The sequence below is a fragment of the Cupriavidus sp. GW823-FHT07B10 genome (assembly GCF_058794355.1).
In genome coordinates, this window is record NZ_JBXAGS010000032.1 from 1 (window position 1) to 25,056 (window position 25,056).

At 63.6% G+C, this 25,056-nt stretch carries 25 protein-coding genes and 4 pseudogenes; 23 read left to right on the top strand and 6 right to left on the bottom strand.

The window, feature by feature from the left end:
* Positions 1 to 188 precede the first annotated feature (188 nt).
* The 5 genes and pseudogenes from AC1Q6V_RS33770 to AC1Q6V_RS33790 all read left to right on the top strand — a co-directional run bounded on the left by AC1Q6V_RS33770 (position 189) and on the right by AC1Q6V_RS33790 (position 4,779).
* Complete coding sequence (locus AC1Q6V_RS33770; RefSeq protein ID WP_439671694.1) at positions 189 to 728, top strand: thioredoxin family protein; 540 nt, start codon at positions 189 to 191, stop codon at positions 726 to 728.
* 203 nt (positions 729 to 931) lie between these two features.
* A complete protein-coding gene (locus tag AC1Q6V_RS33775) occupies positions 932 to 2,719 on the top strand; it encodes a cytochrome c biogenesis protein DipZ (RefSeq protein ID WP_454750482.1) in 1,788 nt (595 codons plus the stop codon).
* Between the two features lie 105 nt (positions 2,720 to 2,824).
* Positions 2,825 to 3,184, top strand: a pseudogene (locus AC1Q6V_RS33780) (tyrosine-type recombinase/integrase); the annotation flags it as partial.
* A 629-nt stretch (positions 3,185 to 3,813) separates the two neighbouring features.
* Complete coding sequence (locus AC1Q6V_RS33785; protein ID WP_439671692.1) at positions 3,814 to 4,356, top strand: Hsp20/alpha crystallin family protein; 543 nt, start codon at positions 3,814 to 3,816, stop codon at positions 4,354 to 4,356.
* A 168-nt stretch (positions 4,357 to 4,524) separates the two neighbouring features.
* Positions 4,525 to 4,779, top strand: coding sequence for a hypothetical protein (locus tag AC1Q6V_RS33790; protein WP_439671691.1), 255 nt, complete (start codon positions 4,525 to 4,527; stop codon positions 4,777 to 4,779).
* Between the two features lie 765 nt (positions 4,780 to 5,544).
* On the opposite strand, the gene AC1Q6V_RS33795 is transcribed toward AC1Q6V_RS33790, so the two are convergent.
* Complete coding sequence (locus AC1Q6V_RS33795; protein WP_439671690.1) at positions 5,545 to 6,441, bottom strand: DUF2242 domain-containing protein; 897 nt, start codon at positions 6,439 to 6,441, stop codon at positions 5,545 to 5,547.
* 319 nt (positions 6,442 to 6,760) lie between these two features.
* Here AC1Q6V_RS33795 and AC1Q6V_RS33800 point away from each other — a divergent pair.
* A pseudogene (locus tag AC1Q6V_RS33800) lies at positions 6,761 to 6,865 on the top strand (ATP-binding cassette domain-containing protein); the annotation flags it as partial.
* Between the two features lie 16 nt (positions 6,866 to 6,881).
* Positions 6,882 to 7,139, top strand: coding sequence for a hypothetical protein (locus AC1Q6V_RS33805; protein WP_492350779.1), 258 nt, complete (start codon positions 6,882 to 6,884; stop codon positions 7,137 to 7,139).
* Here the strand turns inward: AC1Q6V_RS33805 and AC1Q6V_RS33810 are convergent.
* A complete protein-coding gene (locus AC1Q6V_RS33810; RefSeq protein WP_439671689.1) occupies positions 7,036 to 7,473 on the bottom strand; it encodes a universal stress protein in 438 nt (145 codons plus the stop codon). The two genes, AC1Q6V_RS33805 and AC1Q6V_RS33810, sit on opposite strands and share 104 nt — an antisense overlap.
* Before the next feature lie 347 nt (positions 7,474 to 7,820).
* Between AC1Q6V_RS33810 and AC1Q6V_RS33815 the strand changes: the two genes are divergently transcribed.
* The 11 genes from AC1Q6V_RS33815 to AC1Q6V_RS33865 all read left to right on the top strand — a co-directional run bounded on the left by AC1Q6V_RS33815 (position 7,821) and on the right by AC1Q6V_RS33865 (position 18,270).
* Positions 7,821 to 8,093 (top strand): DUF3330 domain-containing protein, encoded by a 273-nt coding sequence (locus AC1Q6V_RS33815; RefSeq protein ID WP_439671688.1) that lies wholly within the window; start codon positions 7,821 to 7,823, stop codon positions 8,091 to 8,093.
* 350 nt (positions 8,094 to 8,443) lie between these two features.
* A complete protein-coding gene (locus AC1Q6V_RS33820; RefSeq protein ID WP_492316662.1) occupies positions 8,444 to 9,253 on the top strand; it encodes a carboxypeptidase regulatory-like domain-containing protein in 810 nt (269 codons plus the stop codon).
* A 57-nt stretch (positions 9,254 to 9,310) separates the two neighbouring features.
* The gene (locus tag AC1Q6V_RS33825; protein WP_454751076.1) at positions 9,311 to 10,438 is read left to right on the top strand and encodes a metallophosphoesterase family protein; all 1,128 of its coding nucleotides are present in this window, start codon (positions 9,311 to 9,313) and stop codon (positions 10,436 to 10,438) included.
* Between the two features lie 45 nt (positions 10,439 to 10,483).
* A complete protein-coding gene (locus AC1Q6V_RS33830; RefSeq protein WP_454751075.1) occupies positions 10,484 to 10,945 on the top strand; it encodes a hypothetical protein in 462 nt (153 codons plus the stop codon).
* Positions 10,946 to 10,984: 39 nt separating this feature from the next.
* Entirely contained in the window at positions 10,985 to 12,415 is a 1,431-nt protein-coding gene (locus AC1Q6V_RS33835; RefSeq protein ID WP_439671684.1) for a cbb3-type cytochrome c oxidase subunit I, read from the top strand.
* Complete coding sequence (locus AC1Q6V_RS33840; RefSeq protein ID WP_454751074.1) at positions 12,412 to 14,127, top strand: cbb3-type cytochrome c oxidase subunit II; 1,716 nt, start codon at positions 12,412 to 12,414, stop codon at positions 14,125 to 14,127. The genes AC1Q6V_RS33835 and AC1Q6V_RS33840 overlap by 4 nt, the downstream gene beginning before the upstream one ends.
* 8 nt (positions 14,128 to 14,135) lie before the next feature.
* Entirely contained in the window at positions 14,136 to 14,312 is a 177-nt protein-coding gene (ccoS, locus tag AC1Q6V_RS33845; protein WP_439671682.1) for a cbb3-type cytochrome oxidase assembly protein CcoS, read from the top strand.
* Complete coding sequence (locus tag AC1Q6V_RS33850) at positions 14,305 to 14,514, top strand: hypothetical protein (RefSeq protein ID WP_439671681.1); 210 nt, start codon at positions 14,305 to 14,307, stop codon at positions 14,512 to 14,514. Before ccoS ends, AC1Q6V_RS33850 begins: the two co-directional genes overlap by 8 nt.
* Before the next feature lie 242 nt (positions 14,515 to 14,756).
* Positions 14,757 to 15,512: a sulfite exporter TauE/SafE family protein gene (locus AC1Q6V_RS33855; RefSeq protein WP_454751073.1), complete on the top strand. Its 756-nt coding sequence runs from the start codon at positions 14,757 to 14,759 to the stop codon at positions 15,510 to 15,512.
* Between the two features lie 11 nt (positions 15,513 to 15,523).
* Positions 15,524 to 17,686, top strand: a complete 2,163-nt coding sequence (locus AC1Q6V_RS33860; protein WP_454751072.1) for a heavy metal translocating P-type ATPase — start codon at positions 15,524 to 15,526, stop codon at positions 17,684 to 17,686.
* Positions 17,683 to 18,270 (top strand): SCO family protein, encoded by a 588-nt coding sequence (locus AC1Q6V_RS33865; RefSeq protein ID WP_439671678.1) that lies wholly within the window; start codon positions 17,683 to 17,685, stop codon positions 18,268 to 18,270. The genes AC1Q6V_RS33860 and AC1Q6V_RS33865 overlap by 4 nt, the downstream gene beginning before the upstream one ends.
* A 713-nt stretch (positions 18,271 to 18,983) precedes the next feature.
* On the opposite strand, the pseudogene AC1Q6V_RS33870 reads toward AC1Q6V_RS33865, so the two are convergent.
* Together AC1Q6V_RS33870 and AC1Q6V_RS33875 are read right to left on the bottom strand one after the other, a co-directional pair.
* Positions 18,984 to 19,852, bottom strand: a pseudogene (locus AC1Q6V_RS33870) (TniB family NTP-binding protein).
* A 5-nt stretch (positions 19,853 to 19,857) separates the two neighbouring features.
* Complete coding sequence (locus tag AC1Q6V_RS33875) at positions 19,858 to 21,018, bottom strand: transposase (RefSeq protein ID WP_492316661.1); 1,161 nt, start codon at positions 21,016 to 21,018, stop codon at positions 19,858 to 19,860.
* 403 nt (positions 21,019 to 21,421) lie between these two features.
* On the opposite strand from AC1Q6V_RS33875, the pseudogene AC1Q6V_RS33880 reads away from it, so the two are divergent.
* The 3 genes and pseudogenes from AC1Q6V_RS33880 to AC1Q6V_RS33890 form a co-directional block, all read left to right on the top strand.
* A pseudogene (locus AC1Q6V_RS33880) lies at positions 21,422 to 21,529 on the top strand (hydrolase); the annotation flags it as partial.
* 105 nt (positions 21,530 to 21,634) lie between these two features.
* A complete protein-coding gene (locus tag AC1Q6V_RS33885; RefSeq protein ID WP_454751104.1) occupies positions 21,635 to 22,093 on the top strand; it encodes a DoxX family protein in 459 nt (152 codons plus the stop codon).
* Positions 22,020 to 22,190: a transporter gene (locus tag AC1Q6V_RS33890; RefSeq protein WP_246840223.1), complete on the top strand. Its 171-nt coding sequence runs from the start codon at positions 22,020 to 22,022 to the stop codon at positions 22,188 to 22,190. Before AC1Q6V_RS33885 ends, AC1Q6V_RS33890 begins: the two co-directional genes overlap by 74 nt.
* Before the next feature lie 64 nt (positions 22,191 to 22,254).
* On the opposite strand, the gene AC1Q6V_RS33895 is transcribed toward AC1Q6V_RS33890, so the two are convergent.
* Positions 22,255 to 22,818, bottom strand: coding sequence for an NADPH-dependent FMN reductase (locus AC1Q6V_RS33895; RefSeq protein ID WP_010811772.1), 564 nt, complete (start codon positions 22,816 to 22,818; stop codon positions 22,255 to 22,257).
* Positions 22,819 to 22,935: 117 nt separating this feature from the next.
* On the opposite strand from AC1Q6V_RS33895, the gene AC1Q6V_RS33900 reads away from it, so the two are divergent.
* Together AC1Q6V_RS33900 and AC1Q6V_RS33905 are read left to right on the top strand one after the other, a co-directional pair.
* Complete coding sequence (locus tag AC1Q6V_RS33900) at positions 22,936 to 23,115, top strand: hypothetical protein (RefSeq protein WP_454751105.1); 180 nt, start codon at positions 22,936 to 22,938, stop codon at positions 23,113 to 23,115.
* A gap of 5 nt (positions 23,116 to 23,120) precedes the next feature.
* Positions 23,121 to 23,759: a hypothetical protein gene (locus AC1Q6V_RS33905; RefSeq protein ID WP_010811771.1), complete on the top strand. Its 639-nt coding sequence runs from the start codon at positions 23,121 to 23,123 to the stop codon at positions 23,757 to 23,759.
* Positions 23,760 to 23,981: 222 nt separating this feature from the next.
* Here the strand turns inward: AC1Q6V_RS33905 and AC1Q6V_RS33910 are convergent, their stop codons facing one another.
* Complete coding sequence (locus AC1Q6V_RS33910; protein WP_439671674.1) at positions 23,982 to 24,968, bottom strand: tripartite tricarboxylate transporter substrate binding protein; 987 nt, start codon at positions 24,966 to 24,968, stop codon at positions 23,982 to 23,984.
* Positions 24,969 to 25,056 lie beyond the last annotated feature (88 nt).

The window sequence follows — 25,056 nt, forward strand, 5'->3', positions numbered from 1 at the left end:
TCGCTGATGTTGTTAGGGGCGCTGGCCGCTGCCGGTGTGCTCGGCGCGATCGGCGCCGGTATCAGCAACGTGCTGCAAGCGCGGCTGGCGCGCGCAGTTTGAGCCGGCTTGTCTGCGCCTGCGACGGCCGTCGCAGGCGCCTCCTTCCCGGTTCCTGACATCCCTGCCAATTTCCACGAGCACGAATCATGCGCACGCTTCTTCGCACCGCAATGGTTGCGGCCGGCATCGCCGCGATCTATTTCATCGGCACGGGCGCCAACGCCCTCCGCCCCAGCGTCGGGGACCAGGGCGGCGCGCCGGAGTTCGCAGGCATCAACCAATGGCTGAACTCGCCGCCGTTGTCGATGGACGCATTGCGCGGCAAGGTCGTGCTGGTCGACTTCTGGACCTATTCGTGCATCAACTGCATCAACACCTTGCCGTACGTAAAGCAGTGGCACGAGAAGTACAAGGACCAGGGGCTGGTCGTCGTGGGTGTGCACACGCCAGAGTACCCATTCGAAAGATCGACCGACAACGTGCAAGCAGCGCTCAAGCGCTTCGATATCCGTTATCCGGTTGCACAGGACAATGCGTATGCCACGTGGTCGGCATTCCGCAACCAGTACTGGCCGGCCACGTACCTGATCGATGCCAACGGCCGGATCGTCTACCAGCACTTCGGAGAGGGACACTACGCCGAAACCGAAGCAGCTATCCGCAAGCTACTGGCGGACCGCAAGTAACCGCACGACCACGCGACGGGCGCTCGTTGTATCTGCCCCCGTCGAAGGATGGACGGACATGCTGAATCCATGGCCATCCCCCCTCGCATCTGGCGGCGGCGCCTCCGCAGTACGGTACCTATTCGCCTGATGACGGCACAAGCAAGCAATACCGGCGGTGCCTGATCGAAGGCAGGCCAAGTCTTTAGGAAAGGACACTGATCATGACCCTGCTGATACTCGCCTACCTTGGGGGTGTACTGACCATCCTGAGCCCGTGCATCCTGCCCGTCCTGCCCTTTGTCCTCAGCCGCGCCGGCCAGCCGTTCCTGCGCGGCAAGCTGCCGATGCTGGCCGGCATGGCACTGACCTTTTCCGCCATTGCCACGCTAGCGTCGGTGGGCGGCGCATGGGCCGTGCGCTTCAACGAGTACGGGCGCCTCGCCGCCCTGGTCCTGCTGGCAGCCTTCGCGCTGTCCCTGCTCCTGCCGAAGCTGGCGAGTACCCTCGCGCGGCCTGTGGTGGCGCTCGGCAATCGGCTGGCTGCCAGCAGCTCGACCACGGCGCCTTCGTCCGCGCAGGCTTCTCCATGGAGCTCGCTGCTGCTTGGCGTCGCCACCGGCATGCTGTGGGCCCCATGTGCCGGCCCGATCCTCGGTCTTGTGCTAACAGGTGCGGCCCTGAATGGTGCGAGCGTATCAACTTCGCTGACGCTGGCTGCCTATGCCGCCGGGGCGGCCACCTCTCTAGCCGCCGCGCTCGGCATCGGCGGCCACGTCCTCACTGCAATGAAGCGGTCAATGGGCGCTGGCGAATGGCTGCGCCGAGGTCTGGGTGCGGGAGTGCTGGGCGGGGTGCTTGTCATCGGCCTCGGTGCCGACACCGGCCTGCTGGCACGCTTGTCCGCAAGCGGACCGGTGTGGATCGAGCAGGCGCTGATCGATGCGCTGCGCAAGGAGCGGCCTGCGCCGCAAGCCACGAATGTCGCCAACCGCGGTGGCGTGCTACTCGCCGCAAATGACACACCCGCGCTCGTCCCGAGCCACTTGCCCGTGGAGGGTCGCCTGCCTTCGCTCGATGGTGCGACGCAATGGATCAACTCCCCGCCGCTGTCGCGCGACCAGCTGCAGGGCAAGGTCACACTGGTCTATTTCTGGACCTACTCTTGCATCAATTGCATTCGCACCCTCCCCTACCTCCGGGCCTGGGCGGAGAAGTACAAGAATCGGGGCCTGACGGTAGTCGGCGTGCATACGCCCGAGTTCGCCTTCGAGAAGACAACGGGGAACGTTCGCCGCGCGATCGCAGATTTCCGCATTGGCTTCCCCGTGGCAGTCGATAACGACTACCGCATCTGGCGCGCATTCAGGAACAGCTACTGGCCGGCCGCCTACTTTGTCGACGCCCGCGGCAATATCCGCCACCACCAGTTCGGCGAGGGCAACTACGCCAATTCCGAGCGCGTCATCCAGTCGCTGCTGGCCGAGGCGGGCAATCGGTCGGTGGCACGCGATGTGGTTGCCCCTGACGCGCGTGGCGCGCAGGCGGCACCGGACCTTGACAACATTCGCTCCGTCGAGACCTACGTCGGATACATGAAGGCGGAGAATTTCGCCTCTCCGGGGGGCACCCGGCAGGACGCACCGCGCGAGTACACAGTCAGCAAGCTTCGCCTCAACGAGTGGGGCCTGTCAGGCAGCTGGACCGTCGGCGCCGAGCGGGCAACGCTCAACCGCGCCGGCGGCGGGATCGCCTATCGCTTTCACGCGCGCGACCTGCACCTTGTGCTGGGGCCGGCAGCCGATGGCCGGGCAGTGCGTTTTGTAGTAACGGTCGACGGCAAGCCCCCAGGCGACAGCCACGGCGCGGACACCGATGCAGCCGGCAATGGCGCGGTCACACAAACACGGCTCTATCAGCTGGTACGCCAGGCGGGTGACGTAGGCGAACGCACTTTCACGATCCGGTTCCTGGATCCCGGTGCCCAGGCTTATGCCTTCACCTTCGGCTAGGAAACAAGCGCAGAGCGCTGCTCAATCTTTCCTTGCTTCCTGCCCGATGTGCCGGACATCGGTGCCCTTGACGATGTAAATCGTGAATTTGGCGATGCTCGTGGCATGGTCGCCTACGAACGCTTCCTCGCGGATCCGCAACCGGCCGCGCGCTGGATGCTGACCGGCAACAAGAAGCTCGCACGCAGCCATCCGGACTGGCGCCCGTTTGCCGGGCCCGGCAGCGTGCGCCAGGCGCTGGTGATCCTGAACGCCCTGTGCGCCTGGCTGACCGAGGCGGGCTATCTGGCCGGCAATCCGCTCGCCCTCGCCCGTCGCCGGCGCGCCCCCACCCAGGCGCGCATCACCCGCTATCTGAGCCACGACCTGTGGGAGACGGTCAAGGACACGGTCGCGGCGATGCCAGCCGAGACGGGGCGGGAAAGGTTGCACGCGGCGCGCTACCGCTGGGTGCTGACGGTGCTCTTATGCCCAGTCTGCGCTTGCCGCATGCAGCAGAGGCTTGTGGGGGTGGCCGGTAGCGCTGGCGGGCATCTGCGACGTCTTCGCATAATCGGAGCAGGCTTTTCCGATCGACCATTCTTGTCGAGAGGAGGAGCTCATGGATCACTCTCAGTCTCCAGACCAGTCGGCGCGCCAAGCACGACGTCCTGCGAACTCGGTAACGGCGGAGTTGCCGAGCGAACTGAAGCATAGGCTTGACGACTTCGATCGCCACCTATCGCAAGTCGTTGGGCTCGCAGTTGCGTCCAATATTGCTTCCATGTTCGGTGGTTCCTCGCGCAATATGGCGAGGTGACAGCCCAGGCTCAGTGGACGCCACGAGCTGAATGGCTCAGCGCCTTCATTCACCAAGAGACGGCCCGTCTCCATGGGCACTCTCGCATCCTGGCATGGTTACGCCTCGCGCACTATCCTAAAGATCGGTCCGCCTGACACTACGCCAGTGCTGGCCCGTGGACGTTGCGCCTGCTCCGTATTGGCTCCGGCGGCATGACCGGCGCGGAGAACCAGTGTGAGCTTGACTTCCATCCATGCGAGTCGGGCGTACGTGCCGAGTATGGTCCATACATCAACCTGATGGAGGAACTGACATGGCCGAGATTGCCACCAAACTGCCCGTGAAGAAGGGCGAAGAGGGGGCTGTGCGCTCGTGGATGCCACAAGCCTGGGACCCCATTTCGAGTCTGCGCCGCGAGGTCGATCGGCTGTTCGAGGATTTCGAACACGGATTCGGCGTCTCGTTATTCCAGCGCCCGATGCTCGACGTCGAGCCGCTCTGGCGCCGGGAATGGGCCTGGCCTGCAGGGCCTGCCGTGGATTTCGTGGAGAGCGACAAGTCCTACGAGATCACGGCCGAGCTGCCCGGCATGGATGAGAAGGACATCGAGGTCAAGCTCACCAATGGCGGGCTGATGATCAAAGGCGAAAAACACGTAGAAAAAGAAGAGAAGGACAAAGGCTACTATCTCCACGAACGCCACTTTGGCTCCTTCGAGCGCGTCTTCCGCATGCCGGAGGGCGTCGACGCGGGGAAGATCGAAGCGACATTCAAGAAGGGCGTGCTGACGGTGCTGCTTCCCAAGACGCCGGAATCACGAAAAACCGAGAAGAAGATCCCCATCAGGGGCGCCTGATGGTGTCATCGATGGCAAGGTGCGCGGTGGTGCTCCTGCCCCGCGCCACCGCTCTGTCCGCAAGTGCCAAGGCAATGCACGCGAAGGCGCTGCACCGGGGATCGCGTTCGCGCTTCGGTGCAGGGTGAGTCTTCCCGCGAGACCGCTACCACCATATCTGGAAAGACCATGGATACTCACGAGTCGGAAGCGCCGATGGCGACAGCAAGCGAGATCCGCGAGATCGTTGGCGCGCTGGACGACGAGGTAGTGGCCCTGATCCTGGACGCCGCCCCGACCGCTGCCGAAGTCCTTGAGGCGTACACGTGGCTTAGATCCGACCAGCGCCTCTCGCATCGGGCCGAATATGAGCTGCAAGGCAAGACGGCGCGTGTTATCGAGATTCTGGAAAGCGAAGAACCCGATGTCGACGGGGCCGACTGACCCGAGCGCTAGCCGGGCGGGGGTCCCGCCTGCTCACTGCGCAACGTCTGGCTCTTGAACTCTGTTCACGTTATGCACGGTGTCGCGCAGTCGCAACAAGGGCTGCCAGTCCGTGCCAGCCGGCGTTGCAATGGTGCCCCCAAGTACCGCCAGCCGTGGCTGGCTCGGCCACCAGCGCCCATCGCGCAACAGAGGAGCGGGTGTCGGTCAGGGCGAGCGGCACGACCGGCACCTGCGCGCGCGTCACAAAGGACGGCGGCGAGGTAGTCATCGACGAGCAAGGCCGTCGCGTGAACTAGGCAGGCAGTTTCAGTTGCGTCGAAATGCAGAAGAGGCGGACACGGAGCGCGCCCATACTGCTATGTCAGACAAAGTGTCTGTCCTTCAAGTTGACCAAATCCCGCCCGCCATGGCCACACCTCAACTTGAACTTTGTGCGCGCCGCCGGCGCCCGGCGCCTGATGCACGCATCCTGCGTTCGCGCCTGCACACGTTCAACGCTACCACTTCGCTGGCGGCGCGCAGGCCGGCGCCGTAGGCGACCGCGAGCGCGGTCTGGAGCTTCAGGTTCCCAGCGGCAGCCAGCACGTGAGCGACTTCGTCGGGGCTGAGTACCATCGGCAGGATGCGTGGCACGCGCACCCGCGCACCGGACGCATCTTGGCCATGCGTTGGGTATCCGCCCCTGCTTTTACGTCGTTGACGAGAAGGTGCGCTTCTAGCTACGGCACCTCGGCTACAAGAAAAGCGCTATCGAGCGGCGCGTCACGGCCTACCGCTCGCGCCCGCGGCAGGTGGCGCGGACGGTGCAAGCGGTGTGGCTGGTGCGGACGCGGCCGTCGGCGCTGTAGCGTCGAACTTCCCGGCGGGTGCTGCAGTGGCCGTTGATCCATTAGTCGCGTTCGACGTCGGCGAAGGCGACGGTGTGGCTGGAACCGGTGCCGATTCCAGTGCAGGTGCTGCAGCGGGCGGCTGCACCGCAATGGGCGGGGCCGGCGGTGTCGGCACGGCGGGCGTCGTCATCTTCATCGGCTCGCCCCGATGCGTCGGCGCGGGCTCGGGCAGCGGCGCAACGTGCGCCTTCTCCGCGGCCTTCACCGTCGCGCGGTCGCGCCGCACCGGATCGACCTTCAGAAAATGGTTGACCAGATTGAAGAAGCGCTCGTAGAACACGCCGGCCGAAATCGTCTCGCTCGCAATTTTGACCATCGAGTCGCTGCCCGAGCCGATCGGCAACGACAGCGAGCCGAGCACGCTCAGGCCGACGCTGGCCGGCGTGCTGGTCTTCTTCAGCGCGTAGCGGTCCTGTACCGCATTCACATAGGCGGTGCTCGACGTGCCATCTGCGTTCGCGTCCGCGCAGACAACGTGAAAGGTGATCACGACATGCGTGTCGTTGCTCGGCTGGAAATTCTTGCTGCCATCGATCGTATCGGGATGGGCCGAACTCGACACATAACCCTGGCTCAGCAGCGCCCGGCGCGCGGCTTCACAAGTCGCGTCGGAATTCGCCTTGAACGTGCGCGCGTATGGGCTCGTTGCCGTGTCGAACTGCTCCTGCTGATAGAGTGGCGTCGGCGCCGGCGTCGAACTCAAACTGCATGCCGACAAGGCGGCGGCAATCGCGCACAAAACGGTCAACTGGCGGAATCGGTGGAGCATGGCGTCAATCAAAAGCGCTCGGCCATGTGACACGCCGTGAGGCGCGGTCGAGGCGATGCGCCGCATGTGCCGTGTAATTTTCATTTGCACCGGTCGTTTGTGGCGACGCAATCTCGCATGGCCGGGCCGTCATTATAGATTCGTCTGTTGAACGGGGGTTCCGAGCACGCGCGCGGGCTTCCGCGTGGTGGTCGCCACCTGAATGAATTGCCAGAGCGGATCCGGCCGACTCTACGCGGCCGGCTGGAAGCCGGCGGTCGCCCGTTCCGGGACGTACTCGGTCATCGGGCTATACATATCCCCATGACTTTCGGCCAGGCAGCGTCAGCGTGTGGCCATTGCCCGCGCACTGGCAGCAAGTTCGCGCCTGCTGTTGCTGGACGAGCCGCTGTCCGCTTTCGGGCAGCATTCTCGCCGCGCGTGAGAAGGAAAAGCGGCGCATCGCACGCGAGCTTCATGATGACCTGGGCCAGCGCTTGGTGCTGAAGACGGACATGGCCATGCTTGGCGCCGATGTGCAGGGCGGTAAACCTTCCGCGTGCCTGCTGGACGACAGCGACCGTGATCGGCGTCATCGGTTCGCCCCGGCCTCAGCTAGCGGACCACCAGAACCGGGATATTGCAATGGGTCAGCACCTTCTGGGTCTCGCTGCCAAGCAGCAGGCCCTGCAAACCGCCGAGGCCGTGTGACGCCATGACGATGAGGTCACAGTTGCGCTCCTCCCCGGCCCGGATGATCGCCTCATAGGGGTGATTGTGTGTGACGCTGATCATCTCGCAGGCCAGCCCCGCTTCCTGCGCCGCCTGTGAGATCTCCGCCAGGTATTGCTCCGCACGCTGTTCAGCAAGTTGTGCGTAGCGTTCTTGAGTGTCCTCTAGCATGTCAATGCGATGCGTGAAGACATGGAACTCTGGAATGACATGCACTCCGGTAATCCTCGCCTCGAATGCCTTGGCGAGCGTAACCGCAGCGCGAATGGCGGCCTCCGAGAGTGTCGATCCATCGGTGGGCACCAATAGATGCTGGAACATGTTTGCCTCCTCATGGCCGGGCGTTAGGCCCCTAATAAGGCTATGCAACTTAATGCTATGACAATCGCTTCCGACCGGCGCGCCCCTGGCTTGCCGTGGCCGGCAGCGACTTGCCCTGGCCGTGCAGAGCGCCGCCGGACCGGGGCGATTGCCATCAACGGGGCCAGCACCTGCTGATGCATATCAACCACGGCGCTCCGCAAGAGAGGATGCTTAAGAAATAGGAGGCACGGCACTGAGCACTCCATGTTCTCGCTGAACCACCATCCGTTGGCCGACCATCTGGCGGTTGACGTCTATGCGCCGCTGCTGCGAAGAATCGCCACCGCGGTGTCGGGAGTCGCACCATGACCAAGCTTGACCCACCCATCGAACGTGTCCCCTGCGAGATCTTCATGAAGGAAGTACCGAAGTCCGAGGCGATCATCCCCGAGGCATGCGACTACGTCGCCTACTTCTGCGGTCTGGAGTGCTATACGCAGTGGCGCCGTCAGTCCCAAGAGAACGTAGCGCAGGGGAGACTGCACCGCCTCCCGTCGAGCCGCCAGCGTGAGAAAGCTCACGGGGCTCACAGTGACTTCCCGTCGAACAAACGTAAGCGCGAAATTAAGCGCACCTAGCTTTTGCGGCTGAGAGTGGGCAGGCTTGCGTCCGCAACCACTATTTGCGGACGCAAGCATGATCGAAGCCGACTGTGAAGTTCCGCCGCCTTATCGCAAACAGCTCCCTGCAAGATTCGCTGCCTGGCACGAATTCACCGAAGCGGTCCAAGACCAGTCAACTGCTTACCTGAGCAATGGCCTGCATGCCACTGCATTGGCTCCTATCGGCAAGTTGACAGCGCCCATAAATGCGGCTGGTCCGATACACGGCCGCATTTGCAGGCGCACATAAAGACGGTTGCGCTTTGCATTGAGCAGCCTGCGTACTATGCTTCAGCGAAAACAAATCGTGCCCGGTTTCGCATTGAATGACTTCGTGGTGTCCTTACACCGCGTTATTGCCGGGGAATACCGAAGGGAGAGAGCGCATCGCATGGCGCTCGGAGGCGGGAAACATCATGTGTTTCTTTCTTCGCAAAGCTTGCTGCCTGCAACTGGCAGTATTCGGCCTGCTCAGCGTTTCCGCCTTTGCCTATGAAGTCGCCCCGGTCAGCGGCGGCGGCAAGATCGAAGGCAAGGTCACCTTCCAGGGCACCGTCCCAATCCGCAAGATCATCCCCACCAAGGACCGCGAAGTCTGCGGCGGTCCCCGCGATGAACCACAGATCCGCGTAGGCGCCGGCAAGGGCGTCCAGGATGCCGTCGTGTATCTGAAGGAAGTGCCGAAGGGTAAGGCCTGGGGCGCGGCCGACAAGGTTCCCGTGCTCGACCAGGAACACTGCATCTTCAAGCCGGCAATACAAGTGATCCGTCCCGGCAAGCTTGAAGTCACCAGCTCAGATCCGATCCTGCACAACACCCACGGTTTCTACGGGCAGCGCACGGCGTTCAACCTGGCGCTTCCTGAGAAAGGGGTCAGGATCACGCGCGAACTGCCGCGGCCCGGGCTGGTCCGAGTCGAGTGCGACGCGCACGGCTGGATGCTTGCCCACATCTATGTCGCCGACAGCCCGTACTACGCACTGACCGGCGACGACGGCAGCTTCCGCATCGATGACATTCCACCCGGCAATTACACCCTGGTCGCCACGCAGTACTACACCGGCGACACCGAGACGCCAGTCACGGTAACCGGCGGCCAGACCGCGAAACTCTCGATCGAACTCAAGAAGAAATAGAACGTTCAGATTCGCCGCTGCACTTTCATCACACCCCCGGGGGCGGAGGACCGCCAGATGAACTCTTTTGAACTCGAACGACGCGAGCTGCACCGGGCCCTGACCGGCCCGGGCGATCGCCCCGAAGGCGCAGCCGTATGGACGCGCCGCACCTTCCTGCACCAGGCGCTGCTGAAAGGCGTTGCGGGCGCCGCCGCATGCGGTTTCTTCCCCCTCCTCAACACCCTCGACGTGGCCTACGGGCAGACCAGCCAGAGCTTCCGCTTCGCCTGGGTCTCCGACACGCACCTCTACCCCAGGGAGGTCAACTCCCGCTTCGTGGACAAGACGGTTCGCGCCTTCAAGGAAGTGCAGGCGATGAATCCACCGGCTGACTTCATGATCTTCGGCGGCGACCTGGCGCAGTTGGGAGACCCCGTCGAACTGCAACTCGGCGCCGAACTGCTGAAGGAAGTGAAGATCCGCAAGGTCTTCATCCCGGGCGAGCACGACTGGTACCTCGACATGGGGTCGACCTGGAACAAGACCTTCGGCAATACGCCCTGGACCTTCGACCACAAAGGCGTGCGCGTGATCGGCCTGAACACGGTCACCGGCGCACCGGACTTCTGGACGGCACGCAAGATGACGCCGAAAGAGCGCATGGGCTATATGGCCACGCTCGACGGCACGCTGGGCGGCGCCTGGTCGGTGATCGGAGAAAAGCAGTTGCGATGGCTCAACAGCACGCTGTCGAACTGGCCGAAAAGCAGCCCGGTCATCCTATTCACGCATACGCCGCTGTACGAGTACTACCCGCCGTGGAATTTCTGGATCCGCGACTGGCGCGAGGCGCATGAAATCCTCAAGCCCTACGCCAACGTCACCAACGTCCACGGCCATACGCACCAGGTGCTCTACAACGAGATCGGCAAGGTGCGCTCGATCGGCATGCTGGCCACGTCGTGGCCATGGCCCTACGCGCCGGAAGGCGTGCCGCTCCTGACCAAGCCGATGATCCGCGCCGATCCGGGCGATCACTTCGACGGCGTGGGCTGGAGCACGCTGACCATGACCCCGCAGGGACGGGTGGAGAACGAATACAAGATGTGGCGCAAGACGATTTTCGCCGATCAGCCGGCGGATTCCGGCACTGAGGACAACCGCAACCAGGTCCTCAGCCCGCGCATCGCCGACCGGATCTAGACCGGCCAGTACCCTTGATCCGGCGCAGCAATGCGTGAGGAGAGAATGATGAAGAACGACAAATGGCATGCCCGGGCCCTGATGGCGGGGGTAGCTCTTTTGCTGCTACTCGGCTACGACAGCAACCAGCCGATGGCACACAAGGAACCCCACACGGCAGACCAGCTGAAAGCGTTTGAAGAGGTGTTCATAGAACAGGTGAAGGTCGGCGACCAGCTGTTCCACGGCGATCCCGATGCGCAGAAGCGGCTGAACGTCAAGCTCTCGAACACCGGGGTGGCCTGCGCCATGTGCCACCCGTATGCGTCCGACACCCACCCGCATGAGTTTCCCAAGTTCCAGGAGCAGATGAATGAGTTCGCCACGCTGCGCGACATGATCAACTGGTGCATCGAGAAGCCGAACGAGGGCGAGAAGATCGACCCGAACGGGCCGGCGATGAAGGCACTTGAGGCTTACATCTACTATTCGAACCGCAACTCCAAGCTTGACCCCGGACGGCACTGAACCGCGCCGCAGGCGACGACAAGAAGGGAGGACGGCAATATGGCCGAGACCCGCGGCGTAGGAGACGCGTCGGACCCGTTTCCCGATCTGGATTCGCTGATCGACCGCGGGCTTGTCCTCAAGTGGCTGTACTGGGGGCTGTTCTGGCTGATGTTCACGCCCAGCATCGGCGTGACCATTTCCAGCCTGTTCAACTACCCCGACTACCTGGGGACCTCGCAATACCTGACCTTCGGCCGCTTGCGACCGATGCATGTCAACGGCGTGATCTTCGGCGCCTTCTCCACGCTGTTCATCGGCCTGTGCCACTACTTGCTGCCGCGCCTGTGCGGCGTGCCGGTCTGGAAAGGTCAGTGGGGACACTGGCTGGTGTGGGTGTGGAACCTGGGCCTGGTCGCCGGCATGGCCTCGCTGATGCTTGGCTACAACCAGGGCCTGGAAGCCGGCGAATTCCCAATTGCGATCGACGCCGTCATCTTCTTCGTGGTGGCGGTCACCACCGTGCAGTTCCTGATGACGATCGCGCACCGGCGCGAGCCGCAGCTCTATGTGGCCGTGTGGTACCTGATCGGCGCCTTTGTCTGGACCGTGATGAACCTGGTGCTGGGCAGCTTCATCCTGCCCTACACCATCACCGGCATCAACAGCGCCGCGTTTCATGGCCTGTTCATCCACTACATCGTGGGGCTGTGGATCACGCCTGCCGGCTACGTGCTGATCTACTACTTCCTGCCGGCGAGCGTGCAGAACCCGGTCTACAGCCACAAGCTGTCGCTGGTGGGGTTCTGGTCACTGGCGCTCTTCTATCCCTTCGTCGGCATCCACCACTATTTGTACAGCCCCATCGCCGACTGGGCCGAGACGCTGGCGATCATCACCTCGATGCTGCTGATTGTGCCGGTCTGGACGGTACTGCAGAATTTCTTCGGCACCATGATGGGCCGCTGGCACACCTTCACCCAGAACCTGACCGCTAAATTCCTGATCATGGGCTCGCTGATGTACCTGGTGGGGTGCTTCCAGGGCTCGACCGAAGCCCTGCGCTCGATCCAGCAGCCGACGCATTTCAGCGATTTCGTCATCTCGCACTCGCACCTGACGGTTTTCGGCACCTTCGTGGTGTGGGCCATCGGCGGCACCGTCTATGTGATACCCAAGCTGGTGGCGCAGCCGCTGTGGTCGCCGCGGCTCGGCAACTGGTCGTTCTGGCTGATCACCTTCGGCATCAGCCTGATGGGGCTGGACCTGACCATGGCGGGCCTGCAGCAGGGCTACATGCTGATGGCGGGCGTGGAATGGGTGGACTCGCTGGTGGCCATCCGGCCCTACTGGCTGGTCCGCACGACGGCGGGCATCTCGATGGACATCGGCATGTCATTGCTGGTCTATAACCTGATGCGCACCGTGCTGTCGGCCGAGCCCGCCACGGCACCAGGCGCCACGGGCGCCGTACGCGGAGCGTCCACATGACCCCGCGCCGCCCCGATGGCCGCTACGGCCTGCGCTTCTACGCGTTGATCGCGGGGTTCGGCTGCATCTCGCTGGCCGCCTTCGTTCAGGGCGTGCTGCCGATGCTGGAGCCGCAGTCGCGCACCGACAAGATCACCCAGGTGGTGCGCACCGACCTGGGCGAACTCAAGTGGATGGAAGCGCGCGCCACCGACTACACGCCGCTGCAGCTACGCGGCCGCGCAGTCTATACACGCGAAGGCTGCTGGTACTGCCACTCGCAGTTCGTGCGCCCGGTCACCGGCGAGACCCGGCGCTGGGGCCCGGTCGCCCAGGCTGGCGAGTATGCCTTCGACCTGCCGCACCTGTTCTCGACGCGGCGCATCGGCCCGGATCTCTCGCGCGTCGGCCTGAAGTACAGCGATGCCTGGCACCTGGCGCATTTCTGGGATCCGCGCATGCTGTCGCCCGACTCGATCATGCCGCGCTTCTCCGCGCTGTTTTCCGAGCCCCACACCGCAAGGCTGGTGACCGACCAGCAGGGCCGCCGCACTATCGAGAACACGCCAGAGACCCGGCAGCTGTTCGATTTCGGCAGCAGCCAGACCATCACGCTGACGCCCAACCAGGCCGGCCTGCTCTATGTGCCGGAGCGCGGGAAGTACCCCGTGATCCTGACCCCCAACAAGGAATTCGAAGGCGAGACCGTGATCCTGATCACCGACACGGAAGACCTGCGCGCACTGGTGGCCTACCTGCAGAAGCTCGGCACCAACCGCGGCAAGTGGCGCGACCGCTTCGAACCGCAGCAGATGGAGGCCTCGCAGACGAGCGTCCCGCGTTCGGAGGAATGGATCGCGCACGGCAAGAACGTGTATGAGCGTCGCTGCCTTGGCTGCCATGGCGTCAAGGGCGACGGCAACGGGCCGGCCGCGGCGTTCATGCAGAAGGACCGCCCACGCAACTTCACGCTGGGCGTATTCAAGTTCCGGCTCACGCCGTCGGGCTCCATGCCGGATGACGGCGACCTGCTGCGCACCATCACGCGCGGCGTGCGCGGCACGGCGATGCCTAGCTGGCACGAACTGCCGGAGAAAGACCGGCTGGCGGTAATCCAGTACATCAAGTACGTGCTGGCGGCCGACCGCAGCAAACCGGACAAGCCTTACTACTATTTCCTCGAAGAACCACCGCTCGCACCGATCTTCATCGGCGTGCCGCCCAAGCCCTCGGCCGAACTGATCCAGCGCGGCAAGCAGGCCTGGGACCGCGCCAAATGCTGGGAGTGCCACGGGCGCGGCGGCAAGGGCGACGGCGAAAAGGCGCCCGGACTGAAGGACGATTTCGGCTTCCCGGTCCCGCCGGCCAACCTGACCACCGGGCAGTTCAAGTCAGGGGCATCGGTGAAGGACATCTTCCGCACCATGAGCACGGGGCTGTCCGGCACGCCGATGCCGTCGTTCAGCGACACGGTATCCGAAGATGACCGCTGGGCGCTGGCCTACTTCGTCCTGTCGCTGTCGGCCTACACCGATCCGCTGACCGGCCAGCCGCTGCCAATTTCGCCCGAGCAGAAGGCCGCGCTGAACGATCCTGAGCTGCGCGCGGAGGAATCGCGGCAAGCCTATCGTCCCGCCGGGGCCGGCCAGCCGGGCCAGCCGGGCCAGCCAAGCACCTATGCCGGCGAGGCGTGGGCCAGGCGGCACGGCTTCGCATTCGCCGACGAGCGTTAGGAGCGAGCATGGCTGAACTCACCTTCCTGCAATTTTTGGTGGCCTTCTTCATGAGCCTCGGCGCGGTCTGCGTATTCATCTGGGCCGTGCTCTCGGGTCTTTTCGAGGACGTCGAGGCCATCAAGTACAAGGCCTACCGGGCCGAAGTCAACGATGACGACACGGAGGCATCCGGCCATGACTGACCCACGTGACAGCGCCCCCGCCGGGCAGGAAATTCCACACCACCAGCAGACCGAGGACTACGGCGGCGGCCATATCAAGGCGCGCCATGGCCGCATCAACGCCTGGCTGCTGGTCGTCTACCTGGTGCTGTTCGTGTGGGCGCTGTATTACGGCTACACCTACTGGGGCGGACTGGGGCCGGGCCTGGACCTGACGCGCTGAGCCGACACCTCGCCACCGACCGGAGACCCTCATGGTACCGAAACTGCTGCTGGCGCTGGCCCTGCTGAACCTGGCCTTCCTGTTCGGCGAACTTGCACTGAATGTGCTCGGCGTGCGCCTGTTATAAGCGGAGCCCGTCATGACCCTTGCCGAATCGATCGCCTTCTGGATCTTCATCATCATGACGGTTGGGTTCTTTGCCTGGGTGGTCTATCTGGCAGCGCGCAAGTAGCGCAGACGCCATGAGCGACCTGTGGCTGGTCTTTCTGGCAGGCACCGCCGGCAGCATGCACTGCGCCGGCATGTGCGGTGGTTTTGCCTGTGGCCTGGGCCCCGCACCCGGCGGACGCCTGGCCTCCTTGCAGCGACACCTGAGCTACAACCTCGGCCGTATCGGCAGCTATGCCTTCCTCGGCACGCTGGCCGGCTATCTCGGCATGCTGCTGGTCGGCCATGCGGGTGAAGGCAGTGCGGCCAGCATGACGCAGCGCGGACTGGCCATCCTGTCTGGGCTGCTGATGCTGCTGATCGGACTGAACCTGGCCGGGCTCCTCGGCCGTGGCGGCCATGCGCTGGGCGGCGCGGGCGCGCAGTGGTTGGCGCGATCGCTGCGCACCTTGCTGCGCCAGACCGGACCGGGCGCGCCGCTGGCATTTGGCGTGTTGAACGGCTTCCTCCCCTGTCCTCTTGTCTATGCCTTCGCCGCGCAGGCGGCAGCCAGCGGCACCGCGCTGGGCGGCCTGCAGATCATGGTCGCGTTCGGGCTCGGCACCTTGCCCACCATGCTGGCGATGGGCGGCCTCGGGCTCTGGTGGCGGGCGCGGCATCGGCCTGCCGGCATCCCGGTGCAGCCTATCGTTGCCAGCTTCCTGCCTGCGCCGGCGGCGCGCCTGGGCTGGCGCATGCACGGCGTGCGCGCCGCCGGCGCGTTCATCGTCCTGCTCGGACTGATCACGCTTGCGCGCGGCGTGGTGCCGATGAGCGCCCACCTGCATTAGCCAGGCCACCTATGTCCATCGAAACCACGCACGCCTGCAGTCACTGCCAGTTGCCGGTCGGACGGCTGGGCCAGCAGCGCGAGCTGGACGGCGCAACGCACTGGTTCTGCTGCTATGGCTGCTGCCTCGCCTATCAGGTGCACCATGGCGAGCACGAGGAACCGCAGGCTGCCGCCGCGCTGATCCGGCTCGGCATCGGCGGGTTTCTCGCGATGAACGTCATGTTGTTCAGCTGGCTGCTCTACGCCGATGCCTTCACGGGAGATGAAGCCTGGCTGCGCGGCCCGGTTCACTGGCTGCTGTGGGTGCTGGCAACGCCACTGGTGCTGCTGCTCGGGCGCCCATTTGCCGAAGGCGCGTGGCAGGCCATGCGGCAGGGACGGCTGTCGACCGACACACTGGTCTGCATCGGCGTGCTCGCCGCCTACTGCTACTCGGGTTGGCAGGTACTGCGAGGTTCGAACCTGGTCTATTTCGATACCGCCGCCATGGTGCTATTGCTGTTTACGCTGGGCCGCCTGCTTGAGGCGCAGATGCGCGTGCACACCGCGCGCCGCCTCGCGCCGATGCTGGCGGCTGAACGCGCCGAGGCGCGCGTGGTCGATGGCGGCACTGAAAACTGGCGCGCCGTCGTCGACATCCGGCCGGGCGAACTGGTGCGGATACTTCCCGGCGAACGCGTGCCAGTCGACGGCATCGTCGTTGATGGCCGCTCGGAGTGCGACGAAGGCGTCCTGACCGGGCAGAGCGAGCCGCAGTTCAAGCCGCCGGGCGCGCTGGTGCACGCTGGCAGCATCAATGGCAGCCGCCCGCTGCTGGTCCGTGCCACGGTAGCCGGCTCGCAGACCCGGTGGCAGCAAATCGGCCGGCAGGTGCGTGAAGCGCTGGCACGCAAATCGCTGGCGGGGGACACCGTCGACCGCATCATTGCCGTGTTCATCCCCTGCGTGCTGGCACTGGCCGCGGCCAGCGCATGGTTCTGGGCCAGCCGCGCGGGCGATCCGGCGCAGGCGGCGGACGCCGCGATGCTGGCCGGACTGGCCGTGCTGGTGGTGGCGTGCCCGTGCTCGCTGGGGCTGGCAGCCCCGCTCACGCATGCATTGGCGATCGGACTGGCGGCGCAACGCGGCATTCTCGTGCGCGGCGGCGACGTGCTGGAAAGGCTGGCACGGATCAAGGGTATTGCCTTCGACAAGACCGGCACGCTGACGGCGGACACGCTGCACCCGGTCGGCATGCAGACTGAAGGCGCCAGCCACGCCGAAGTCCTGCGCGTGGCGGCTGCGCTGGCCCAGGCTTCGGACCATCCGGCAGCTCGCTCGATTGCCGCCATGGCACGCGCTGCGGCATCGCCCCCGTCGGCCTCCAATGAAGTCGAAGCTAATGCCGGCGAGGGCCTGTCCGGTCGCTTTGACGGCAGGAATTGCGCACTGGGATCGCCAGCCTTTCTCGGCACGCTCGGCTGGCACGTGCCACCCGCCCTGCTCGCTACGGCGCCGCTGGGCTGCACGCTGGTACTGGTCGGCTGGGAGGGCCAGGCGCACGGACTGATCGCGCTGCGCACCCTGCCGATGCCGCATGTTGGCGACGTGATCGCCGAGATGCAGCGCCAGGGCCTGCGCACGCTGCTGCTGAGCGGCGACAATCCGCACGCGGTGGCGGCAATGGCCGGCGCGTTGCATATCGGCGCGTGGCAGGCCAGGCTGCTGCCGCAAGACAAGGTGCGTGCCCTGAGCGACTGGGCCACCGGCACAGGGCTGGTCGCCATGGTCGGCGATGGCCTTAACGACGGTCCGGTGCTGGCGGCTGCGTCGGTCGGCATCGCCGTGGGCAATGCCTCCGACCTGGCGCGCGAAAGCGCGGACGTCGTGCTGCCGCGCTCGGGCCTGGTCAGCCTGCCGTGGCTGTTGCAGCAAGCGCGCCAGGTGCGCCACACGGTTATGGCCAACCTGGCCTGGGCCTTCGGCTACAACGCGATCGCGCTGGCGCTGGCCGCCAGCGGGCTGCTGCAACCGGTGCTCGCGGCGGTGCTGATGGCCGGTTCCAGCTTGCTCGTGGCGATGCGTTCGTGGCGCGCCAGCGCGGCAGCCGACGCGAATGCAGGCATGCCGGACAGCGCGGGCGCCGCAACGCGGACTCGCCCTGCTGCATTGCACCAGGGAGTCTCACCATGAAACGATGGCCAGCCTGGCTTGCCGCCGGCCTCTTCGCCGTCTCGCTGCCGGGACTTGCCCCGGCTACGCATAATGAGACGCAGCACACCGACCTGTCGTCGCACGGCTGGCCGGTGGGCGATTTCAGCCTCACCGACCAGCATGGCCGCGCATTCACCCAGGCGCAGCTGCAAGGCCGCTGGACCCTCGTTCTGTTGGGCGACACCCATTGCGGAGCGCCATGCGGCGCGGCGCTGACGGCGCTGAGGGAGATGTACCAGCGCATCAGCACGACGCAGAAGCTTGCCACCACGCAGGTGCTGTTCGTCTCGCTGGACCCGCAGCGCGATACGCCGGACGCCCTGCGGCGCTACCTTGCCGCGTACGACGCCCGCTTCATGGGGGCCACCGGCAGCCCGGAGACGCTGGCGCGAATGGTCGACGATCTCGGCGCCCGACCGGGCGTACCACCCGCCCCCAACGCAGCCTATCCCGGCTCGCTGATCCTGGTCGGGCCGGATGCCACAGTGCGCGGGCAGTTCCTGCCGCCGTTCGACGTGCCGCTGCTGACCGCCGCCTATCTGAAAGCACGCGTGCGTAAGTGATACTTGCCGCACACCACGATGCCTTACGTCGCAAGAATTCGGCGTCAGGCATTGCTGCGAAGCGTGCCGGCCTGGCCCGGTGCACCAGCCAGCCCCGACAAGGCCCCGGCCACCAGCGCACGGCCAAGCCTGCGAGCCATGGCTCGCATGGCAGACATCTTCTGTTGCAGAGCGCTATTTCCGCCAATGGCAGTCACAATTTCCGCCAATATCGCAATCTCAACCCTCTTACCTACCTCTTGCGCTGTCGCTTGCCGATCGCACGGAGCACCGCAGCGAGGTTGCGGCAGATGCGCAGCGTGCATGGCGGGAGCGTATTCAGTCTGTGGCCAGGGACTTGGCAGACAGCCGTGTGCGGATCCAGCCAATCCCGCTTCTAGCGAGGCGAGGAAGCGTCGACAGGATTCAGAACCAGGCAGTCGAAGCAGTATGGGAGCTGATCTCGGTCTGTCACCCAGTCCATCGGTGTTTGAAGTGCCTCCAGCCTTGGAATACCAACATGAGTCAGCAGCGCAAGGCGGCACAGTGCCTGCTCATCCATCGGGGGGAATAGAAGCCAGCCTGTATTGGTCAACGCTGGAAACGCACCAAGGTCGCCAATCTGCCACAACTGGTCAACACTGATCTGATACCTTGCGGCCAGGCGACCGAGCCAACCGCCAAACGCTTCGTCATCAAATGGGCGCGGAGCAACAGGCCAAGGCCTGACAGCCTCAAGAGAGCAAGGTTCGCGCTGCATTCTCTATGTGACCGAGGTCGATGGCCTCCTGGCCATCCCGGATTGCTAGTTCTGCGGAAACAGTCAAGACGCGCGACACTTCCCCAGTTAGCCCTCCACTTGCAGTCAGAATGGCATGTACCATCTCTCGCCTTGCGAGATTCGACGGACGTCGAAGCGGAAGAATCATCTCGAAGGCAGCAAGAAGAGAACGAAATGCCTCTGTCTCCTTCCATCTCGGCACCTCGAGACGGGCGAATCGACTGACCATTTGAGGATCCGTTTGTAGCGCCATGACGGCATCTTGAGTGCCAACGAGGACAACAGCGATTTTTAAGTCATTGGCGAGGAACTTCAGCAGATTCAGGGATGCACGCTGCTCCCGGTAGTTGCCGGCCAGCAAGTGATGAACCTCGTCGACGATCAGCATGCGCACCGAAACTTTTCGAAGCAGTGCGGGACTCTGGTTCTCAAGCGCAGATAGCCTTGCCGCCGCGTTGAAGGGAGCGCCCAGTTCGAAAAGCAATGAGGAATAGAACCGGGGCTGCTCGGGTGTCGGTGGCATCTGCATGGCAACAATGCTTCGCAACTGGACGCCCTTCCCTTCGTCATACTCGGGTGGGTGACGGCACTGGAATTTGGAGACAATCTGCGCCTTACCATGTTGGAATCTCCGTGCAGCAGTAGACACGGCATACGCTCCCACTGAGGTGTTTGCAGGAGACGCTCGAGAATCTCCAACGCCTGGGTTGCGCGCGGGTAATCTATCCAATGGCTACGTGCCAAGCCTTTAATTCTGGCACCATCGTCGCACATAGCCAGTTCTCTCGCGGCCGGGAGCAGATGTGTTAGCAGCGGGCGCATTGCAATTACAGCGGCTCGACATTGAACACTCGGGGCGGCTTGTTGTAATCCACAGCCGGCTCAGATTGCTTGTCCAACGCGCTCGCACGTGCCAAGTCTGGCGCCTCGCGAAGGCTCTGTGGCGCCAGTTCCTTCAGAGCTTCGCCTTGACGGTTTGCCCCCAACGTTTGCGATCTAGCGCGGGAGACGATCCGACGCTGTTCGTCGATCGCCTCAAATACCTTTGCTTCTGTGACAAATTCCTTGCCTTGGGATCGTAAGCGCCGTAACGCACTGCGCTGCTCCCACAATGACACCCGGCCACGGCGCAAATCAGAAAATGTTGCTTCAACGTAGTGCTTCCCGTCGACACTAACAAAGATTCTGGAGAGGTCCTCAGGGTGGTACCTTGCAATAACTTTCTGTTTTGTCGCCCGCCAAGCCGAGAATATTCGGTGCCAGTATCGAAGGTAGAACAGCGTCAGCCCATTTGACTGCACGGTCCGATAGGTCATCGGCAAGAACTGGATTAGGAAGCGCAAGGGTTCAGGCGCCGCATTGGGAAGTAAGCGTCGAGGCGCCCTCCTACCAGCCGTTGCCCACTGCGAAAAAGGAGTGGCTCCCTCCAACCCGCGGTGAGCGTTGTGGTGATAGCGCTCAGCAATCTCCAGAACTAGCCACCGCGCGAACTCCCGGATCGTCAAGGAGGCTTCCTTTTCTGGCGGTCGGGCCTTGCGCCCCTTGGGCGAAGATCCGGTCGATCCTGGCAGGCTGTGGACACGTTCCATGATGGTCCTCATCAAGCGTTCAATATGTCCTCCGAAGTACGGCCTTCCCGCAGGTCGATACATCAGTTCAACACCATACTCCCGACACCCCGTTCGCAATGCCCTGCTTGTGAATTCGGCCGCATTATCGAGGTGAAGTAGCTGCGGAATGCCGTGCATAGGCCAATCGACACCAACATCGAGACTGGCGAGCCAGCCATCCTTGGGCAAGACAACTCGGGTCAATAGCAACGCGACCATTGCCGCGTTGGGGCGGTCCATCCCGACATATACGCCGACGACGCATCTTGTCGAAACGTCGAGGGCTATGCTTAGCCATGGCCGGCCAATTGGGCGTCGGCTCGCATCATCAACCAGGATCAGATCGGCCAGCGTGTGATCAATCTGCACAATATCCATCGGACAGCGCGCCACAAGATGACCTGGTGGAATCTCAGAGCCCGGCTGCGTTGCGAGCCGAAGGGCGTCCTCTTTCCGATGGGCGGCCCATCGTCGCGAAATGGTAGATCTGCTTGGCGGACTAACACTTGCCCCTGCGCATCGCTTCCGAATTTCGACGTCGAGCTCGAAGAGCGGATGAGCGAGATGAGGCTGTCGCGGCAGCCAATCGGTCAGGACCTCATTCACGATTTCCTCGCCGGGATTGGCGGCATTAGTGGACGCGGCGCCCCAAAAAGCGTTGCCTATGAACAACAGTAGCAGACGTCACAACGCAGTAGAAAACGCTTACGGATCAGCCAGTTAACGCTATCCATGATTGGCGGATTTAGCGGTCACCATTGGTCAAATGAATGATCGGCAACAACTGCAGCGCGACTGGTCGCGCTGCGAGACCGTGCCGGCGTTCATGGATCTCTTTATCCAGACCGGCGGCACCGCGGGCATCCAGTTCTCCTACGATCGCACCTGACGTGCAGGCGGGCCGGCATGCCGGCCCGTTCCATCATGCGCCTCGCGCTGCGCGGGGCGCCATCCCTCTCCCTTCTCACCCAACACCGTTCAGACGGGAGCCGGCATGGCCGACTACTATCTCGTTTCGGGCCGCTTGTTCATTGCCTTCATGTTCGTGCTGAGCGGCGCAAACAAGCTGATCTTCTTCAGCCACGGCCTGGACGAAGTGCGCTCGCGCAACTTGCCGTTCCCGCGCCTGGTGCTGTCGCTGACCATCCTAGTGCAGCTGACATGTGGCCTGGCCATCGTAGCCGGCTACCAGACCGGGATTGCCGCCCTCCTGCTGGCGGCCTTCACGCTGGCGACTGCAGTGGTCCTCTATGACTTCTGGAACCCGAAAGGCGCACAGCGCATGCTTTTGTTCACGGGATTTCTCGAGCACATCAGCATCATCGGGGTTGCGGGCAGGTGTGGCGAGCTACATGCTGACGCAGCTCGGCGAGGACCGCATCGACGGCATCCGCCAGGCGGATTCGCGCGAGCGCGTGTTCGGCGCGGGGCCCGGACTGCTGGTGCAAGGTGATGGCTGGCAGGTCTTGCTGAACGCATACAAGGAATGGGGCGCAAGAAATCGCCCGGAAGGGAGCAAGATCGTCCTGCGGGTGCTGGCGCCACTTTGAGTTTGGGGCCGCACGCGAAGCGCGAATCATGGCGCGCGGCAAGGATGCACCGGCCCGATTATGCTCAGCCCGCGCGCGGGCCCTCCACGAACGCGGCGAAGCCGGCAACGAACTCCCTGAGCCGCGCACGCATGCCGGCATCGGTGAGTTCGCCCTGCGCGTCGAATACCTGGCCGGCGCGCGCAACCAGCAGCCGGTTGCCGGTATAGTGCCGCGTGCCCAGCGTCTTGAGCACCGGCAGCCAGTCGTTCTGTGCCAGCACCGTGCCGAAGCCCCCGGCCGAGGCGCCGAGCACCGCAACCGGGCGATTGCCGAAGACCACGGGAATATCCCCGGCCGGCCGCGAGAGCCAGTCGATAGCGTTCTTGAAGACCCCGGGGATGCCATTGTTGTATTCAGGCGTGGCCAGAATCAGGCCATCGCTCGCCATGACCTGTTCGCGCAACGCCACCACGGCGGCAGGCAAGCCCTCACGCGCCTCCAGATCCGCATCGTAAAGCGGAATGCCATGCAGGGTGGCGATATCAAGCCGGACCTGCGTGCCCGCCTCAGCCTGCGCCGCCCGCAGCAGTGCGGTGTTGTACGACTGTGCCCGCAGGCTGCCGGAAATTCCCAGGATCTGGATCATTTGTCACACCTCTTTTCATGAAGATGAAGGATACGGTTTTTCTCATTATCCAGCATGATAGAGCCTTGCCGGCGCGGAATGACTCCACCGCGCCTACACACTTGAACTCCCACTCGAATGCTGAAACGAACCGTGATGAAGATACGAGCGGCCCCAGTCTGGAGTTCGCTTGCCGCGGCCTGGCTCGCCGCAGGCGGTCTGCTCGGGACCGCGTCGCACCGCGTGCTCGCCGGACAGATATGCGATGCGCCCTATGTCCATGACGGCGGACAGATCCGCTTCGAAGCGGACGGATGACGCCGATGACAACCATTGCCTTCTTCCGCAACGTCAACGACTTCGAGCGCGACCTTTGCTCGTTCGATCTGGACATCTATTCCAGGTCCGCCCTCCGGCGCTTGATGGGGCCGCCCGTCGAGACCGTGCAGCGTCACCGGCTCGTGATTGACGAACGCTCGGGACAGCCAGTCGTGCGCAGCCTCAATGCACGCGTTCAGGCCCACGGCCAGTACACCGAGCTGGTCGGGGAAATGAGTACCAACTCGAACGGACTGCTGCTGTATCCGCCGGCGCTGACAGAGGGCCAGGTACTCCCGGCGGAAACGTTTGCGTCCCGCTACGACTTTCGTATTGTGGATCGCCGCACCGGCACCACGGTCTCTGATTTCGTTGGTTCCAATGTTCGCCTGACCTTGTCTGAGCGGACGGTGGGTCCGCTGCAGCGCCTGAAGCTTGCCACTGGCACCCTCCTCTGCTGGCCGATCCGATATACCAAGTTCGTGGATCCTGGCCGCTTTCGGCTGGTCGATACCGATATCGAACTGGAGCCGACGGTGCTCGACATGACCGACTGGTATTGTCCCGCCCGGCGATTCGTCATGCGCCAGGAAGTTCGCTACAAAAATCAGCACCAGGTTGTCGATGTGGTGGAAATTGAATAGGGCAGCCGCTGAAGGGTTTCGCCATTGGAACACCTGCATTGCATAACGCCAATCTGTGGCGGAAAAAAGCGCCCGATCAACGGGCGCAAACGGAGACGACCACGGAGGTAAAGCAGGCCCGGCTCCAGAAAGAATGTCGCAGCAAACGGCAGCCGGGATAGCAAGGCGGGCCGACATGCCGTCCGGCCCGATGGACACGCCGACTGTCTCGCCCCCCGTCACTCAATCGACCTGTGCTCCCGAGTCCTTGACGACCTTCGCCCATTTCACCAGATCGTCCTTGATCAGAGCGCGGAACTGCTCTGGCGTATTGGATGCGGCCTCTGCTCCTTGCGCGGCCAGCTTGTCCTGCACGTCCTTGCTATTCAGGACTTTGGTGGCCTCCGCATGAAGCTGGGCAAGAATTTCCTTTGGCGTACCGGCTGGCGCAAGCAACCCATACCAGGAGACCGCGCTGTACCCGGGAATGGCCTCCCCTATCGCCGGCACCTCGGGAATCAGTCTTGACCGCTTCTCTGTGGCCACGCCAAGTACGCGGAGTTGCCCCGTTTTCACGAACGGCATCACGCCTGGCAAGCTGCCGAACGTTATGGGAACCTGGCCGGCAACCACGTCAGTAGCCGCTGCCGCTGCGCTCTTGTACGGAACGTGAGTAATATCGATGCCAGCCTTTGCCTTCAGCATTTCCCCGAGCAGATGATTCAGCGTGCCATTGCCCGCGGAGGCATAGTCCAGTTTTCCTGGCTTCGACCTGGCCAGGCCAATCAGATCGTGGACAGACCTGGCCTGGATTGCGGGGTTCGTGACCAGCACGTACGGCGCCGTTGCCACCAGCGTAATCGGCTCGAAGTCCTTGACCGGATCAAACGGAATCTTCCGGTATAGCGACGGGTTGATGGTGAACGAACTGCCGACTGTCAGCAGTAGCGTGTAGCCGTCGCGCGGTGCCTTCGCGGCTACCTGGATGCCGATATTGCCACCGGCGCCCGGCCGGTTGTCGACGACAATGGGGTGGCCCAGCACCGCACCGAGTCTTTGCGCCACGATTCTCGCCACGGCATCGTTGGCACCACCAGGCGCTTGTGGAACGATCAGTGTCACCGGCTTCACCGGATACCCACTCGCCCAGCCTGAGCCGCTTATCATTAGCGCGGGAACCAAGCCTCCAGTACGGAGAAGACGCAATGCCTTCCCTTTGATACCTTTCAATTCATGTCTCCTTTGAAGCGGCATGCCACCAGTTGTGAAGCATAAGCAGCAAGCCGTGATTCGATGAGGATGAAAGAGGTGAAGGGTG